14 protein-coding genes and 1 pseudogene are annotated in these 15,829 nt (G+C 61.7%); 11 read left to right on the top strand and 4 right to left on the bottom strand.

Annotated elements, in window-relative coordinates; genetic code table 11:
* A pseudogene (locus VJV58_RS03850) lies at positions 1-134 on the bottom strand (triose-phosphate isomerase); the annotation flags it as partial.
* A 235-nt stretch (positions 135-369) separates the two neighbouring features.
* Here VJV58_RS03850 and VJV58_RS03845 point away from each other — a divergent pair.
* Genes VJV58_RS03845 through moaC form a run of 4 tightly spaced genes read left to right on the top strand, consistent with a single transcriptional unit; the run spans position 370 to position 4,641 of the window.
* Positions 370-2,271, top strand: coding sequence for a peptidylprolyl isomerase (locus tag VJV58_RS03845; RefSeq protein WP_324136019.1), 1,902 nt, complete (start codon positions 370-372; stop codon positions 2,269-2,271).
* Between the two features lie 15 nt (positions 2,272-2,286).
* Positions 2,287-3,300, top strand: coding sequence for an anthranilate phosphoribosyltransferase (trpD, locus tag VJV58_RS03840; protein ID WP_324136018.1), 1,014 nt, complete (start codon positions 2,287-2,289; stop codon positions 3,298-3,300).
* 12 nt (positions 3,301-3,312) lie between these two features.
* Positions 3,313-4,134 (top strand): indole-3-glycerol phosphate synthase TrpC, encoded by an 822-nt coding sequence (gene trpC, locus VJV58_RS03835; protein WP_324136017.1) that lies wholly within the window; start codon positions 3,313-3,315, stop codon positions 4,132-4,134.
* 3 nt (positions 4,135-4,137) lie between these two features.
* Entirely contained in the window at positions 4,138-4,641 is a 504-nt protein-coding gene (gene moaC / locus VJV58_RS03830; protein WP_324136016.1) for a cyclic pyranopterin monophosphate synthase MoaC, read from the top strand.
* A 32-nt stretch (positions 4,642-4,673) separates the two neighbouring features.
* On the opposite strand, the gene VJV58_RS03825 is transcribed toward moaC, so the two are convergent.
* Positions 4,674-6,008 (bottom strand): S41 family peptidase, encoded by a 1,335-nt coding sequence (locus tag VJV58_RS03825; protein WP_324136015.1) that lies wholly within the window; start codon positions 6,006-6,008, stop codon positions 4,674-4,676.
* A gap of 78 nt (positions 6,009-6,086) precedes the next feature.
* Entirely contained in the window at positions 6,087-7,259 is a 1,173-nt protein-coding gene (locus tag VJV58_RS03820) for an NADH:flavin oxidoreductase/NADH oxidase (protein WP_324136014.1), read from the bottom strand.
* 213 nt (positions 7,260-7,472) lie between these two features.
* On the opposite strand from VJV58_RS03820, the gene VJV58_RS03815 reads away from it, so the two are divergent.
* The 6 genes from VJV58_RS03815 (at position 7,473) to VJV58_RS03790 (ending at position 12,776) form a co-directional block, all read left to right on the top strand.
* Entirely contained in the window at positions 7,473-8,603 is a 1,131-nt protein-coding gene (locus VJV58_RS03815; RefSeq protein ID WP_324136013.1) for an alpha-hydroxy acid oxidase, read from the top strand.
* A 70-nt stretch (positions 8,604-8,673) separates the two neighbouring features.
* On the top strand, positions 8,674-9,303 hold the full coding sequence (locus VJV58_RS03810; RefSeq protein ID WP_324136012.1) for an HAD-IA family hydrolase: 630 nt from the start codon (positions 8,674-8,676) through the stop codon (positions 9,301-9,303).
* Between the two features lie 10 nt (positions 9,304-9,313).
* The gene (gene glp / locus VJV58_RS03805) at positions 9,314-10,525 is read left to right on the top strand and encodes a gephyrin-like molybdotransferase Glp (RefSeq protein ID WP_324136011.1); all 1,212 of its coding nucleotides are present in this window, start codon (positions 9,314-9,316) and stop codon (positions 10,523-10,525) included.
* A gap of 303 nt (positions 10,526-10,828) precedes the next feature.
* A complete protein-coding gene (lexA, locus tag VJV58_RS03800) occupies positions 10,829-11,527 on the top strand; it encodes a transcriptional repressor LexA (RefSeq protein WP_324136010.1) in 699 nt (232 codons plus the stop codon).
* Between the two features lie 333 nt (positions 11,528-11,860).
* Positions 11,861-12,283, top strand: coding sequence for a hypothetical protein (locus VJV58_RS03795; RefSeq protein WP_324136009.1), 423 nt, complete (start codon positions 11,861-11,863; stop codon positions 12,281-12,283).
* A gap of 259 nt (positions 12,284-12,542) precedes the next feature.
* Positions 12,543-12,776 carry a hypothetical protein gene (locus VJV58_RS03790; RefSeq protein ID WP_324136008.1) on the top strand — a complete coding sequence of 78 codons (234 nt, stop codon included), beginning with the start codon at positions 12,543-12,545 and terminating at the stop codon, positions 12,774-12,776.
* 4 nt (positions 12,777-12,780) lie between these two features.
* Here VJV58_RS03790 and VJV58_RS03785 read toward each other — a convergent pair whose 3' ends face one another.
* Positions 12,781-15,060: a ComEC/Rec2 family competence protein gene (locus VJV58_RS03785; protein ID WP_324136007.1), complete on the bottom strand. Its 2,280-nt coding sequence runs from the start codon at positions 15,058-15,060 to the stop codon at positions 12,781-12,783.
* Between the two features lie 438 nt (positions 15,061-15,498).
* On the opposite strand from VJV58_RS03785, the gene VJV58_RS03780 reads away from it, so the two are divergent.
* The gene (locus VJV58_RS03780) at positions 15,499-15,825 is read left to right on the top strand and encodes a hypothetical protein (RefSeq protein ID WP_324136006.1); all 327 of its coding nucleotides are present in this window, start codon (positions 15,499-15,501) and stop codon (positions 15,823-15,825) included.
* Positions 15,826-15,829 lie beyond the last annotated feature (4 nt).

Raw genomic sequence — 15,829 nt, 5'->3', positions numbered from 1 at the left:
GGGCAGACCAGGAGATCGACCTTGCCGGCCAGATCAGCGGCGCCGCTTCGCATCGCTTCAAATTCGGCCAGAGACGACTTGAGGCCGTTCATCTTCCAGTTGCCGGCGATCAGCGGCCGGATAGCGTCGGTCATCGCAATTCCTCACGGATATCTCGCTCATACATGCGCTACCAGAGCGCAGCGGCCACTTCCAGAGAGCCCGCGAGGTGGCGAAGGCCGCTTCAAATCGCCGCCCCGGCAAGGTTGCGACGAGGGGGCGGCCACTTTACAATGCCTTACCAATCCGGTGACGCCCTTTTGCGGAATTCGTTTGCTTGAATTTGCTCGGGCGCAACCCCTTCCCTCCTGAAAAAACAAGTTGGACCTAATGCTTCGAGGAATGCGGAAAGCCTCATCAAACTGGCTCGGCAAGACCGTAATGGCCGTGGTGATGGGCGTCTTGATCATCAGTTTCGGGGTGTGGGGGATTGCCGACATTTTCAGAGGATTCGGGCAATCGACGTTGGCGACGGTCGGGCACACCGAGATCTCGATCAACGAGTTTCGTCAGCTTTACACTGATAAGCTGCAGCAGATCGGACGGCAGTTTGGCCGTCCGCTGACAGCGGAGCAGGCTCGCGCCTTCGGCATCGATCGCCAATTGCTGCAGCAAACAATTGCCGAGGCCGCGCTCGACGAACAGGCGCGGCGGCTCGGGCTCGGGCAGTCCGACGCCGAGACCATGCGCCTGATTGTCAGCGATCCGAATTTCAAGGGCGTCGGCGGCAACTTCGACCCGCAGCGATTTCAGGCGGTGATCCGGCAATATGGGTTCAGCGAGCAGCGCTACATCGCCGAGCAACGCAGGGTGTCGCTGAGGCGTCAGATCGTCGGCACGATTTCCGCCGGGCTAGAGCCGCCGAAACCGATGATCGAGGCGTTGAGCCGTTTCCAAAACGAACAGCGGTCGATCGAATACGTAAAACTCGAAGCCGCTCAGGCCGGGACGATCGATCCGCCCTCGCCGGAAACGCTGGCGGCTTATTTCGAAGAGCACAAAGCGCAGTTCCGCGCCCCCGAGTATCGCAAGATCGCCTTTGTGATGATTACGCCCGACGAGATCGGCAAGTGGTCGGATGTCTCCGACGACGACGCCAAAAAGCTGTACGAGCAGCGGCGTGACCAGCTTGGAACGCCTGAAAAACGCGAAGTGTCGCAAATCGTCTTCCCGAATATGGAAGAGGCGACGGCAGCGCGTAATCGTATTGCTTCCGGATCGTCGTTCGACGACCTTGCCAAGGAGCGCGGGCTTGGCCCTAGCGACGTCGACCTCGGCCTGGTTTCCAAATCCGCGATCATCGATCCCGCCATTGCCAACGCGGCGTTTTCGCTCGGCTCCGGCGAGGTCAGTCAACCCGTGCAAGGCAAGTTCGGCGTTGCCCTGGTGAAGATCGGGAAAATCGAGCCCGGTACAGAACCGTCTTACGAGAGCGTTGCTGCCAATCTGAAGAAAGAAATTGCCACCGAGCGCGCGCGCGCCAAAGTTGCGGAGCTTCGCGACAAAATGGAGGACGAGCGGGGCGGCGGGGCCAGCGTGGTCGAAGCTGCGCAGAAACTTGGGTTATCCGCCGTGACGATCGATGCGGTGGACCGTTCGGGCCGACTTCCCAACGGCCAGCCGGCAGCGAACATACCCGCCGGCCTCGACGTCGTATCGCAAGCGTTCAACAGCGATGTCGGTGTCGATAACGATCCGATCTCGTTCAAGGGCGGTTACGTCTGGTACGATGTTCTCGGGATCACGCCGTCGCGCGAGCGAAACCTTGATGAAGTGAAGGATCAGGTCGAGGCGCGCTGGCGTGACGACCAGATCACAAGCCGGCTAAAGAGCAAGGCGACGGACATGGTCCAGAAGCTCGAGCAGGGAGGCAAGCTCGCCGAGCAGGCCGCAGCCGCGGGACTGAAGGTCGAGACCGCCGCGGGATTCCGTCGCGATGCTTCACTGCCGGGCTTACCGGCTGGCGTGATCGCCGCGGCGTTTCGAACCGCCAAGGATGGCGTTGGGCAGACGGCGGGCGCCGGCTCCGACGAATGGATCGTCTTCCGTGTGACTGACATCACGGTGCCGCCTGTCGATCTGGCCTCGGACGAAATGAAGAAGCTAAAGGACACGCTGCAGCGAGGACTGACTGACGAGCAGGTCGCGGAATATGTCAGCAAGCTCGAAAGCGACATCGGGACGAGTATCAATCAAACTGCCTTCGCGCAGGTGACGGGCGCAAATCAATAGTACCGAAAGCAGGCGATGGACGACCTCAAATCTATTATCGGCAAAGTCGCCACCGGGGCGACCTTGTCGCGCGAGGAGGCCGCGTCCGCCTTCGACAGCATGATGTCCGGCGAGGCCACCCCTTCGCAAATGGGCGGATTGCTAATGGCCTTGCGGGTTCGCGGCGAAACCGTCGATGAGATCACCGGCGCGGTGTCAGCGATGCGCGCCAAGATGCTCCACGTTGATGCTCCCGCCGACGCGATCGACGTAGTCGGCACTGGCGGCGATGGCTCCGGCTCAGTCAACGTATCGACCTGCGCCTCCTTCATCGTCGCGGGCGCTGGCGTGCCGGTCGCCAAGCACGGCAATCGCGCGCTGTCGTCGCGCTCGGGAGCCGCCGACGTGCTGTCCTCGCTTGGCGTGAAGATCGACCTCAAGCCTGAGCAGGTCGGCCGCTGTCTTTCCGAGGCGGGCATCGGCTTCATGTTCGCACCGTCCCATCATCCCGCCATGAAAAACGTGGGGCCAACCCGGGTCGAACTGGCGACGCGCACGATTTTCAACCTGCTGGGGCCCCTGTCCAATCCGGCTGGCGTTACCAGGCAGATGGTCGGGGTATTTTCACGACAATGGGTGCAGCCACTGGCGCAGGTGCTGAAGAACCTCGGCTCCAAGTCCGTCTGGGTGGTGCACGGCTCTGATGGTCTCGATGAAATTACCCTCACCGGTCCGACCTTTGTAGCGGCTCTCGAGAACGGCTCGATCCGCGCCTTCGAGGTAACGCCGGAGGAAGCCGGCCTCGCACGCGTCGAGGGGTCCGCGTTAAAGGGCGGCGATGCCGACGCCAATGCAGTTGCGCTGCAGAGCGTTCTTGACGGCATGCCGAGCCCTTATCGGGATGTGGCGCTGCTTAATGCCGCGGCAGCACTGGTGGTGGCGGGCCGGGCAAAAGATCTGAAGGAAGGCGTGGCGTTGGGCATCAAATCGTTGGATACAGGCGCGGCGGCGGCCCGCCTTAAGCGTCTGGTTGCGGTCTCGAACAGCTGATTCAGGGGCTTGATGTCCGACATCCTAACCAAAATCGAAGCCTACAAGCGCGAGGAGATTGCCGCAGCCAAGCGCAATCATCCGCTTTCCAGTCTCGAAGCGCTGGCCAGGGCTGCACCGGCGCCTCGAGGTTTTGTTGCGGCTATCCGAAAAAAACTTGCAGAGGGCCAATACGCGTTGATTGCCGAGGTGAAGAAGGCCTCGCCGTCCAAAGGACTGATCCGCTCCGATTTCGATCCACCGGCGCTTGCGCGAGCCTATGAGGCCGGTGGTGCTGCGTGTCTGTCGGTGCTCACTGACAAGCCCTCTTTTCAAGGCCATCTTGATTTCATGGTGGCGGCGCGTGCGGCTACGCATCTGCCGGTGCTGCGCAAGGATTTTATCTATGACACCTATCAAGTTGTCGAGGCGCGGGCGCATGGCGCCGATTGCATCCTGATCATCATGGCGGCGGTAGATGATGGTGCGGCAAAAGACATCGAAGACGCGGCGCTCGTCCATGGCATGGACGTTCTGATAGAAGTCCACGATCGCAAAGAGCTTGAGCGGGCACTTAAACTTCGTTCGCCCATGATCGGGGTCAATAACAGGAACTTGCGGACGTTCGAGACCACGCTGGCGACCAGCGAAGCGCTGGCTCCGCTGATTCCGAACGATCGCCTGATGGTAGGCGAGAGCGGCATCTTTACGCCATCTGATCTGGCGGGGCTGGCTCGGGTTGGAATCTCGACATTTCTTGTTGGCGAAAGCCTGATGCGGCAGCCCGACGTGACGGCCGCGACCCGCGCGCTGCTCGCACCCGAAACCAGCCCTCGCGCGACCGGCGCCCGATAAGCCATGGCGCGCAAATCTTCCAAAAAAAGAACCGCCCTCACCCACATCGACGTCAAGGGCGAGGCGCGAATGGTGGACGTATCCGCGAAGCCGGCCACCGAGCGCATCGCGGTCGCGGAGGGTCGCGTTGTCATGAGCAAGGCGACGCTCGGGCTGATCATTTCCGGCAATGCAAAAAAGGGCGACGTGCTGGGCACCGCGCGGCTAGCCGGCATCATGGCGGCGAAGCGAACGTCGGATCTGATACCCCTCTGCCATCCGCTGGCGCTCTCGAAGGTAACGCTGGAGATTACTCCGGACAAGATGCTGCCTGGCTGCATCGTTCGCGCGACGGTGAAGGTGACCGGCCCCACCGGCGTCGAAATGGAAGCGCTCACCGCCGTATCAGTGGCGTGCCTGACGATCTACGACATGATCAAGGCGGCGGAACGCGGGGTGCGGATCGAAGGCATACACCTGGTCGAGAAAAAGGGCGGCAAGTCCGGACACTATCGAAGCGCTGGTTGAACTTGTGCGCATCCTGCTCACAGGCCGATCGCCTAGTTCGGAACAGCCGCGCGGGGGTTCGACGGAGTGTCCGCATTGGCCCTGACCCCGCGCAGCAGGTTGTACGCAGCGGCGAGCGCCTTGTCGTCCTTCTCGTCGGGCGGGACATAGGATTGCGAACCCGTCTGCTCCGCTCCTTCGGCCGAAAGATGCCCGCGCATCGAGGCTTCACCCTGCAGCTCAGGGCGGCCCTTCAATTCGTCGGGCACGTCCTGGAGCACTTCGATGTCCGGATTAATCCCCTGCGCCTGGATCGAGTGACCGGACGGCGTGAAATACCGCGCAGTCGTCAGCGCGAGCGCGCCGTTCCGGGCACCCAGCGGAATCACGGTCTGCACCGACCCCTTGCCGAAGGATCGCGTACCGATCAACCTCGCACGCTGGTGATCGTGCAGCGCGCCAGCCACGATCTCCGAGGCCGATGCGGATCCGCCGTTGATCAACACCACGAGCGGCTTGCCCTTCGTGCGATCGCCTCCCCGCGCGCTGAAACGATGGGTTTCCTCGGGCGTACGGCCGCGTGTCGAAACGACCTCGCCACGCGCGAGGAACGTGCTCGACACCGAGACGGCCTGGTCGAGCAGTCCGCCGGGATTGTTGCGGAGGTCGATGACGTAACCTGCGAGCTTCTCCTGCGGGATTTGCTTCGAAATGTCTGCGATCGCCTTCCTCAGGGCATCAGTCGTTTGCTCGTTGAACGATGTGATCCGGATATAACCGATGTCGCCGCCTTCGGTGTGAAAGGTAACCGGGCGAACCCGAATGATCTCGCGCACGATCGTGACCTCGATCGGCTGCTCCACTCCCTTGCGCATGATCTTGAGTCGGGTCTTGGTATCGATCGGCCCCTTCATCTTGCTCACGGCCTGCTCCAGGGTAAGCCCCTGCACCGCGACGCCATCGATTTGCGTAATCAGATCGCCCGACATAATGCCGGCCTTTGCCGCGGGCGTGTCGTCCATTGGCGCGACCACCTTGACCAGACCGCTCTCCATCATGACTTCGATGCCGAGGCCGCCGAACTCGCCTTGGGTCGTCTCCTGCATGTCCTTCCAGGACTTCTCATTCATATAGCGCGAATGAGGGTCGAGCGAGGTGACCATCCCATTGATGGCGCCTTCGATCAGCTTGGTGTCGTCGGGCTTTTCGACGTAGTCGGCCCGGACGCGCTCGAATACCTCGCCGAACAAGTTCAGCTGCGAATAAGGATCGGCGCCCACGCTCTGCTTGGCAAACGCCAGCGAGAGCGTCCCTTGGGGCGAAGTGGCGAGCAGCATCAGGCCCGCGCCCGTGGCCGCACCGAGAAAGAACAGGACATTCTTCCGCATTGTTCGCGAACCTCCTCGCCGTCAGGTGCAGCCGTCAGTCAAAGTCAACGTTTCGCCGCAGCTAAAGACCGAGCAGCTTCACAACACATTTCCGGTATCTTTGAGGCCATTTTGCCAGGTCGAGGGCCGGGTACCAAAACCTCGCTTGGCGCGGGTACCCAGCCAGTAACCGAATTGGGGTGGTACGCTCCGGAACGGGCCATCTATGCCCAATTTCAAGGCAGCATCCATCGGCCAGTTCGGATTGTTGAGTATCTCGCGCCCGACCGCGATCAGGTCGGCCTGTCCCTGGCGGAGTATCTGCTCCGCCTGGTCCCCATGGATGATCAGGCCGACCGCCATGGTCATGATTCCTGCATTGCGGCGGACATATTCCGACAACGGGACCTGATAGCTGTACTTGATTTCCTTGCCCAGGATAGGCGCCTGGTCGGTAATTCCGCCGGACGAGCAGTCGATGACATCCACGCCCTTTGCCTTGAGGGTCTTGGCCAGCCGTGCGCTCTGTTCCGGCCCCCACCCCGCGTTATCCTCCACCGAGAGCCTCACAAACAGCGGTTTGCTCTCGGGCCAATGAGTCCGAACCGCTTCCGTGATTTCAGTGATCAAGCGCATCCGGTTCAATTCGGAACCGCCATATTCGTCCTTGCGATGATTGGACCGCTCCGACAGGAATTGGTGCACGAGATAGCCGTGCGCGCCGTGCAGCTCCAACACGTCGAACCCGGCCTGATCGGCGCGCTTAGCCGCGTTGCCCCATGCCTGCACGAGATCCTTGACCTCGTGACGCGCGAGCTCCCTCGGCACCGGCCATTTTTCACTGTGCGCGATTGCACTCGGCGCCACGGGGTTCCATGCATCCCAGTCCTCGATCTCGGCAGTCCGTTGCAACGGTCCATCGCCTTCCCACGGACGCTTGGCTCGCGCCTTGCGACCGGAATGACCAAGCTGAATGCCCGCCACCGAGTTCTGTTGCTTGATGAACTTGACCAAACGCCTGAGCGGCTCGACGAAGCTATCGTCCCAGATGCCGAGATCACCCAACGTGCCGCAGCCGCGCCGTTCGACCTTCGTCGACTCGATTACGACGAGACCCGCGCCACCGGCCGCGAACTTACCGGCATTCATCAGATGCCAGTCGGTCGGATATCCTTTTTCCGCCGAATACTGGTGCATGGGCGGCACCACGATGCGGTTGCGCAGCTCGACGTTTCGGATCGTCAGCGGCGAAAACAGCAACAACTCGGACATAACCTGCTTCCTCGAAAGGCTTCGGAGTCTCTCAGGCGGCGCAGCCCGGCATGAGCGATCAGATAACGATATACGCGTGCGATGGTGCCGGCAAAGGCGCAATCGAGAATGCCAGCCAACCACCGCAACAGATGCCGCGTGCCTTGTCGGCAAGCGCAGGACGCGATACCCGAAAGACAACGCCAAGGCAGTCACGCCCCAGGAGAGACCATCATGAATGAGGCTAGCCGCATCCCGCCAGCTGCCCTTGAATTGGGCGCCGGGTCGGAAGAGTTCCAGAACTTGCACGAATTGATCCGCAAGGCGCGCAGCAACCTCAACCAGAATTCCTGGGACTACATTGTCGGCGCCGCCGAGACTGAGACCACATTGCGGCGCAACCGCATGGCGCTTGACGAGATCGCCTTCCGTCCGCGCGTGCTGCGCAATGTCGCGAAGGTCGACGCCTCAGTCGAACTGTTCGGTCGCAAGTTGCGGCTGCCTGTCGTGCTAGCGCCGGTCGGTGCACTCGAGCTGTTCGATCCTGGCGCCGCCGCCAGCGTCTCGCGTGCGGCCGCTAGTTTTGGCGCCGCCCATATGTTGAGTTCGGTTTCCGAACCAGGGCTTGAGAAAACCGCTGCGGCCGCACCGGACGCCTTGCGCATGTATCAGCTCTATGTTCGAGGCGGCGACGCATTCGTCGAAGATTGCGCCGCCCGCGCGGTTGCGAATGGTTATGCCGCGTTCTGCCTCACCGTGGACACTGCGCATTACAGCCGGCGCGAGCGGGACATTGCCAAGCGCTATGTCCGCGCCAGCCGCGTCCGTGCCACCGGCGGCGACTTCCAGAAGGGACTGGAATGGCGCACGGTGAAGCTGATCAAGAACAAATTCAAACTGCCGCTGGTCATCAAGGGCATCGCCACCACGGAAGACGCAGCGATCGCGCTTGATCACGGTGTCGACTGGATTTACGTATCGAACCACGGCGGTCGCCAACTCGACCACGGCCGCGGCGCTATGCACGTGCTTCCTGAGATCGTCGACGCCGTAGCGGGCCGAGCCAAAATCATGGTGAACGGATCGTTCTGCCGTGGCAGCGACATCGTGAAGGCGATCGCGCTTGGCGCCGATCTCGTCGGCCTTGGCCGCCTGCAATGCTGGGCGCTCGCGGCAGCCGGCGAAAACGGAGTGCTGCGAATGCTGGAGCTTTTGGAAGATGAAGTGATCCGTTGCCTCGGCCTACTCGGCGTCACAAATTTCGCCGAACTGAGCAAATCCTATCTACACCCCGCCACGCCGACGAATCTGCCAGGCGTGTTCAGCGCGTTTCCACTGCTGGAAATTGAGCCGTACCGATACTGATGCGTGCCCTGTCCCGCGATGTCGCGGCGCAAACATTGCGCCAATCTCAGCTTTTTCGTACACCGCCGCGATGAACAGACCCATGCTCCTTCCCGGCTCAGCCGACGCGCTGCTGTTCGATCTCGGCCGCGTGGTCCTCGATGTCGATTTCAAAAAGACGCTTGCCTGTTGGGCGGGCCATGCCGGTTGCGAGCCGGCGGATCTCGCGGGGCGGTTTTCCCGCGACGAATTCTATCAGCGCCATGAAAAGGGAGAGCTCAGTGATGCCGAGTTTTTCCAAGCGCTTCGAACCGCTCTCGGCATTGCCATCTCCGATGCTCAATTCCTTGAGGGCTGGAATGCGATTTTCTCCGGCGAAATGCCCGGTATAGCCCCACTGCTCGCACGGGCCGCCAAAAGGGTGCCGCTTTATGCCTTCTCAAATACCAACGCCGCCCACGTCGAGCACTTCTCTGCAGCCTACGCCGGCGTGCTCGGCTATTTCCGCGAATTATTTCTTTCCTCCGCGATTGGGCTTCGGAAACCGGATGCCGAGGCCTACGATCACGTGGTGAAGGCGATCGGGGCACCTGCGGAACGCATCGTATTTTTCGACGATCTCGCCGAAAATATAGAAGGCGCCCGCGCCCGGGGCCTGACGGCGGTTCACGTGACGTCTTCCGATGACGTCGCCGAGGCGATGGCCGCGCTCGGGATTTAGGAGTTCGACCGTGGCGCTGATGCCGGTTGCCGATGCTCTCACCGCCGTCCTCGCGGGCGCCGAGCCGCTGCCCGAAGAATTGGTGGCGCTGGACGCGGCATATCATCGGGTGCTCGCGCGCGACCTTGCTGCATTGCGGACCCAGCCGCCGCAGACGATGTCGGCAATGGACGGTTATGCCGTGCGATCCGCCGACGCTTCGCACGCCGGCGCTCGGGTGAAGGTCATCGGCGAGGTACCGGCCGGCCGCCCATTCGGCGGCGCGATCGGCCCAGGCGAGGCGGTCAGGATCTTCACCGGCGGCGTCATGCCCGAAGGTGCAGATGCCATCATGATCCAGGAGGATACCGTGGTGGACGGCGGCCACATCAGCATCACCGAAGCTGCGGTGGCGGGCCGTCATATCCGGCCCGCCGGCATCGACTTTCGCGAGGGCGACGTGCTGCTCGTCCAGGGAAGCCGGCTGACTGACCGCGATCTGTCGTTGGCGGCCGGCATGAACTATCCTGAACTTCCCGTGCGCCGCCGGCCAAAAGTCGCCATCCTGGCAACGGGCGACGAACTCGTCATGCCCGGTTCAAACCCAAAGCCCGGGCAGATTGTTTATTCCAATGGCTACGCATTGCACGCACTTGCTAGGCGCGAGGGCGCCGACACGCTTGATCTCGGTATTGCTCCCGACAGTTTTGAGGCGACCAAAGACGGTATTCGCCGCGCCCGCGATAGCGGCGCCGACGTGCTGGTTACGACCGGCGGCGCCTCCGTCGGTGACCATGATCTCGTCAAGCGCTCGCTGGAGAGCGAAGGGGTCTCCATTGCCTTCTGGAAAATTGCCATGAGACCCGGTAAGCCGATGATGCATGGCCGGATCGGGCAGATGCGGGTGATCGGCCTGCCTGGTAATCCGGTATCGTCCTATGTGTGCAGCTTTCTGTTCCTGGTGCCGCTGATTCGCGCTCTGTCGGGAAGCAACGTGGTCCATCATCCTCGCGAGAAGGCGCTGTTGGGACGCGATGTTGCTGCCAACGATCTGCGGGAGGATTATCTGCGCGCCCGGCTTGAGACGCGGAGCGACGGCACCTTGATTGCCGTTCCGGTGCAACATCAAGACAGCTCCCTGCTTGCAAATCTCGCTGCGGCACGGGCACTTGTCGTCCGCCCGCCGTTTGCGCCAAAAGCCTCGGCCGGGACGGCTTGCGAGATCCTGCGGCTGCCGGTCTGAGCTGGTCGTGCGTGCAATAACGGCAGATGAGATTTCATTGACCAGAAATTAAGTGGTTGCGGAACACATATGGAACATATAGTGTCCGTTCATGATTTGTTTCGAGCACTAGTGTGTCTACAAGCGGGAATGCTACGGCGGTCACGCTCAGTCTGCCGGTGAGTTTTGCGGTTCGCCTATGCGAGTTTTCTACGGTGACCACGCTTTTTCCGGGTTTGGTTTTCTGGTCCGGGGCCTTCGACCTGAACCTCGGAAACAGGTCTCGATATCACGCGCCACTTATCAAATTGGGGATTGGTTGAGATGCTCACGCGCAAACAATACGAACTCCTGCGATTCATCAGCGAGCGCCTGAAGGAATCCGGCGTTCCACCTTCGTTCGACGAGATGAAGGACGCACTCGACTTGCGCTCCAAATCCGGCATCCATCGCCTGATCACTGCGCTTGAAGAGCGCGGCTTCATTCGGCGACTCCCAAACCGCGCGCGGGCCATTGAGGTGATCAAGGTACCCGAGTTATCGGGGAGCAACGGGCGCCGTGGGTTCACCCCCAGCGTCATCGAGGGCACGCTTGGGAGGGTTCGCAGCTCAAGCCTGGGTGCTGAGGACGATAGCGGCCGTCCGGTTGCGGTGCCGGTCATGGGACGTATCGCGGCGGGTACGCCGATCGAGGCGCTCCAGACCCGCAGCCATACCATCAGCGTGCCCCCGGATATGCTGGGGTCCGGCGAACATTATGCTCTCGAAGTGCGCGGCGACTCGATGGTGGATGCTGGCATTCTCGATGGAGACATGGCCCTGATCCAGCGCAATGAAACCGCCGACACCGGCGATATCGTAGTCGCGCTGATCGATGAGGAGGAAGCAACACTGAAGCGATTCCGCCGCCGCGGTGCCTCGATCGCGCTCGAACCCGCCAATACTTCCTACGAAGTGCGCATTCTGCCGCCTAACCGTGTGAAGATTCAGGGCAAGCTGATCGGCCTGTATCGGAAGTACTGATCGGCTGGCTGATCTGTAAGGTCGACTTCTCGGATCAGAATCGGCGGAGCAGCGCCGGAGCTTGCCGGCCGGCGCAAGCTTTCAGGCTGGCCTCACGCCTCTGCCTTGAAGAGCGCCGGAATTGGCATCGTCCGCTCGGCAACTTCCCGCCCGCACTCGCCCGCATGTTCGGAACGAATTTGTGATCGGGCCTGGCAGCTTGAGCCGCATAATTGCCTACAACGAGCGAGAGCCTCGGAACTTATCTGACGTCGTAAGCTTTGTTCTCCACTCTGCTAGAGGCCCGCGCCTCTGAGAGGTGCGGGTTGGCTATCTCGAACGAGGAGCAATCCGATGTGTGACTATAGTTTGCATGCTGTAGCGTCACGTCCGGCCCAGGTCGGCGAGACACTGATCACCACCACATTCCGCGGAACGTCGACACGGGGTTTCGCATCCGAGCGTGAGCCCGACGTTGCGGTCTGCATGCTCCCGGGCACCGAACTGGCATTCGCCGAAAACGTGAAGTACGATAATCGGTGGATCTGGACCCGAGAAATCGACTTCCGTGTCGGAAAATTCGGTCAGGTCGATGCGCATGTTCCGGATCGACACCATGATGCGATCGAGTTTCCGGATGGAAGCCGAGTGCTGGTGACGCTGCTATGCGAAGGTCAACGGGTGAGCGTGTTGCAACTGCCAGTGCTTCAGCAGCCTTCGGAGCGGCCGCAGCCGGCTGCCCAGGTCCGCACGGAGACACCACTCTCGGCCGATTGAGCGTATTCGCACGGACTCCCGCCGGTTTCGACCGGCGGCTTCCGGCGCGTCCCGCGCCGCACGCGGAGTTCACCATGCATCACTCGGAAGACACGCGGATCCAGGAACGGGACAATATGAAAATAGCATTGGCCACGTTCGCCTTGCAGCTCGATGTCTTTGAAATGCGAATGAACGGAGCACGGCTGGCGATCAGCCGAGGGGACGGGTTGCGTTTCCCTTCGGCGGAAGACTCGCAGCCATCAGAAGGGAAATATGATTGGGGGTCACTAAACTCGGCTGGCAGCAAATCGGGCACGTAACCGAACCGGGCCGATACATGTTCAGATTTGGATGGCTCACAGTGGCGCCATCGGATCTGGCTATTTGGCAGCAGTTCCCCAATGCGGTTTTCGCACTGGTCAAAACCGCGTCCGCTCCGATCGATGTTGACGGGGTCGAGGAATTTCACCTCGGCGCATTCGATCTGCGGGAGGAGCGCCGCCAGGCTTGAGACCTCAGTCTTCCTCCAGCTGATCACCTTCGGCCGGTGTCGCATCCACAGGCTTCGGCGCGGCGGTACGTGGCGCGAGGGTTATGTCCGCTTCGGTCTGCCCTGCGAGCGCCAGAGCTGCCGGCGCCCACGGCCGATCGCGCTCCTTCGGCCTTATCGCTGCCACCGCATAGCCGTCGCGGGTTCTCCAGAGAGCTAGCCCCGCCTGGCCGCGGAGCCGCTCGCCGGAAATCACCGTCGATTGACATGAGGCTGGTGCCTGCCTTGTGGTCACCACCAATGCCGCGCGCTCGCAATCGTCTGCCAAGGCTTCCGGCTTTACCGACAGCGCGACATAGCCGCCGCTGGCGAGCTGAGTGACGCAACCCGCCTCGTCGCACGACACACCTTCGGCAAGTGATGGATCCGCGGGCATCCTCGGATCGGCGTCGGCGGCCAGCCATTCTTTGACGAGAAACGCATCCTTGCCGCTTCTCATCAGATGCAGCCGACCGTCCTGACCGCGCACGCCAAGATTATGGCCGTCCGCGGAAATCAGAATATCTGGTTGTGCCACCGTCAACGCCCACAGGGTGGAAAGCGCGAGCAGGCCCATGCCCGACCAACGCAACGGCGTTCGCAACAGACCCAGGAGTATGATGCCGAGGCTTGCCACGATCAGCGGTCCAACTCCGAACGCCGCCATCCGGCCGATGGCGCCAGGCAAGTCGGCGACCCACCGCGTCACCGCGATCATCCAATCGATGCCCAAGCCCATCATCCACCAGAACACGCCGTCAAAGCCGAACGGCATGGCGACAAGCCCGAGCATTCCCGCGGGCATCACTACAGCCGAGACCACAGGCATGGCGGCTAGGTTGGCGAGAACGCCGTAGGGGGTCACGCGATGAAAATGAAAAGCGGCATAGGGCGTTGTGGCCAGCCCTGCGACCAGCGAGGCGAGTGTCAGCATCATGATCTCCCGCCCGCCCCACATCGCGATCTTTGCGGTCGCGGAATCGTCGGGAGAGGCGAAAAAGCGCGGCATGCCGATCTGCACGAGCGCCACCAGCCCAAGCGTCGCGGCGAACGACATCTGGAAACTCGGGTGAACCAGTGCCTCGGGGGCGATCGCCAGCACGATCATCGCCGCCACCGCGAGCGTGCGAAATGTCACGGCGCGGCGATCGACCAGCACCGCGATCAGCACCACGGCTGTCATCAAGAACGAGCGTTGAGTGGCGACTTCGCAACCGGACAACAGCAGATAGAACAGCGCTGCTGCAAGCGCGATCGCCGCCGACCACTTCTTGATCGGAAATCCCACGGTCAATACTGGGAACAACGCAAGTAGCGCGCGTATTGCAAAGAACACCACACCGGCCACGACAGCCATGTGATATCCCGATATCGACAACACGTGGCCAAGGCCCGAAATGAACATGGCGTCGTTAACCGGCGTGGTGATCGCGTCACGGCGACCGGTCAGCAATGCGGTGGCGATCGCCCGCTTGTCCCCATCGAGCGTCGTTCGGATACGCGCATCGATCGCGTCACGCAGCGCTTGCATGAGTGCAGCGTAGCGCAACGACGAGCCGCCGCTCTGCGGCGGCTCGAGGGTCCGGATCGTGCCCATCGCAAAACCGGACGCGCCGAGGCCCTGGAAATACATATCGCGGCCGAAATCGTAGCTGCCCGGCCGCATCGGCGCGAGCGGCGGCTGTAAGCGCGCTTTCAGTTCGACAAAGCTGCCGACAGCAGGCGCGGTGCCCTTGCGCACCGAGAGCCGGACCCGTTCCATCCTGATCTGCGACTTCGGGCTATCCATTTGCGCCACGCGCAACACAAAGCGGTCCGTGCGCTCACGGATGTCCCGAGTTTCGACAAACCCTGAAAGCGAGACCGAATACATCGGCCGCGCCAGCACCGCATGCGCAACCCGCTCAGTCCTCCACGTCGCGGTCGCGAAGCCCGCCGCTATGGCCGCAAACAAAACGACCAGCGGAAAAATCCTTTGCCGCCGCACCATGAACGCGGCGGCGCAAAGTGCTAGGGCGGCAACGGCGGTCGCCGGCAACATCGGCTCATGGTCGGCGGTGAAATAGAAGGCGATGCCCGTGCCGAATGCGACGGGTACCCAGGGCAATAAGCGGCCTGGCCCCGCTTCGGCCCCGATCCAGCCGCGCACCTTGTCGACAAGCGACGACCAAACGTCAGAACTGGACGGCGCGATACCGCCCACCGCGCCGCGCGGGGGCCAGGTTGCCGCAGCTCCATGCGCAAGTGCCCTATCCCGCTCCGCCATTCCGGTGGCACTCGCCTACTCTACAGATGAATAACGCTATCTCAGGTTGCATTGTCTCGAATAGCGGAACGGAAGCAGAATCTGACCGGAATCGCTCCAGCTCACGGCTTTGCCGCGAGCACGAACCCGCTGCTTCAATGCTTGCTCGCCTATGAGCGAAAACCCAACTCCGTTTGCGAATCTGGAGCTTGAGCCGGCGATTGCACTTCGCTCGAAGCCTCGAGACATCAAGGGTGAGGGCACCAAGCTGTCGCCGGTCAGCGCAGCGATTTGGCGATCCTCATCGAACTTGGGCCAATCGAAATGAGCAACAACGGGCCAGTGTTGGCGAGAACGGACAAGACGTCCGGATTGAGCAACCTTCCGGCCCGAGGTTGCCCATTAACCTTTGGTATCGGCGCAGCGATTAAAATACCCGAATCAGTCGAGGCTTGCCGAATGCCGCGCCGGATCTTGCTGTCCGTCTTCGCCGCCGCTCTTACCGCAACATTGGCGAGCGCTGCCGATCTACCTGTCCAGAGCCGGTTGGGAGCAATCTTTTCCGAGCCACCGCAGGTACGGGTCTACGCGCTTCGACGAGTGGTGACGAAACCTCCGCCTATTATGCCCTTTAATCTGATGCCCGTGTTGCCGTGGGAGCGCGGCGGCTACTATTACGGTTCGCCGTGGTCTTATTACTACCCGGGCCCCTATTACGGCGGACCTTACGTCTCTTACGGCGATCGCCTGCCCTATGTCTGCGGTCTCTACGGCTATTGCAATTAGTTGG

Origin of the sequence: Bradyrhizobium sp., from assembly GCF_035273305.1 — a bacterium.
Lineage (GTDB): Bacteria > Pseudomonadota > Alphaproteobacteria > Rhizobiales > Xanthobacteraceae > Bradyrhizobium.
Note: the sequence above shows the minus strand (reverse complement) of the source record. Positions and strands in the feature narration are given on the sequence as shown.

Coding starts and splice junctions, on each gene's coding strand:
- VJV58_RS03820 (WP_324136014.1), bottom strand. CDS start 7,259: ATGTCCGAGTTGTTGCTGTTTTCGCCGCTGACGATCCGAAACGTCGAG.
- lexA (WP_324136010.1), top strand. CDS start 10,829: ATGCTCACGCGCAAACAATACGAACTCCTGCGATTCATCAGCGAGCGC.
- VJV58_RS03785 (WP_324136007.1), bottom strand. CDS start 15,060: ATGGCGGAGCGGGATAGGGCACTTGCGCATGGAGCTGCGGCAACCTGG.
- VJV58_RS03780 (WP_324136006.1), top strand. CDS start 15,499: ATGCCGCGCCGGATCTTGCTGTCCGTCTTCGCCGCCGCTCTTACCGCA.
- VJV58_RS03810 (WP_324136012.1), top strand. CDS start 8,674: ATGAACAGACCCATGCTCCTTCCCGGCTCAGCCGACGCGCTGCTGTTC.
- VJV58_RS03795 (WP_324136009.1), top strand. CDS start 11,861: ATGTGTGACTATAGTTTGCATGCTGTAGCGTCACGTCCGGCCCAGGTC.
- trpC (WP_324136017.1), top strand. CDS start 3,313: ATGTCCGACATCCTAACCAAAATCGAAGCCTACAAGCGCGAGGAGATT.
- VJV58_RS03825 (WP_324136015.1), bottom strand. CDS start 6,008: ATGCGGAAGAATGTCCTGTTCTTTCTCGGTGCGGCCACGGGCGCGGGC.
- VJV58_RS03845 (WP_324136019.1), top strand. CDS start 370: ATGCTTCGAGGAATGCGGAAAGCCTCATCAAACTGGCTCGGCAAGACC.
- moaC (WP_324136016.1), top strand. CDS start 4,138: ATGGCGCGCAAATCTTCCAAAAAAAGAACCGCCCTCACCCACATCGAC.
- trpD (WP_324136018.1), top strand. CDS start 2,287: ATGGACGACCTCAAATCTATTATCGGCAAAGTCGCCACCGGGGCGACC.
- VJV58_RS03815 (WP_324136013.1), top strand. CDS start 7,473: ATGAATGAGGCTAGCCGCATCCCGCCAGCTGCCCTTGAATTGGGCGCC.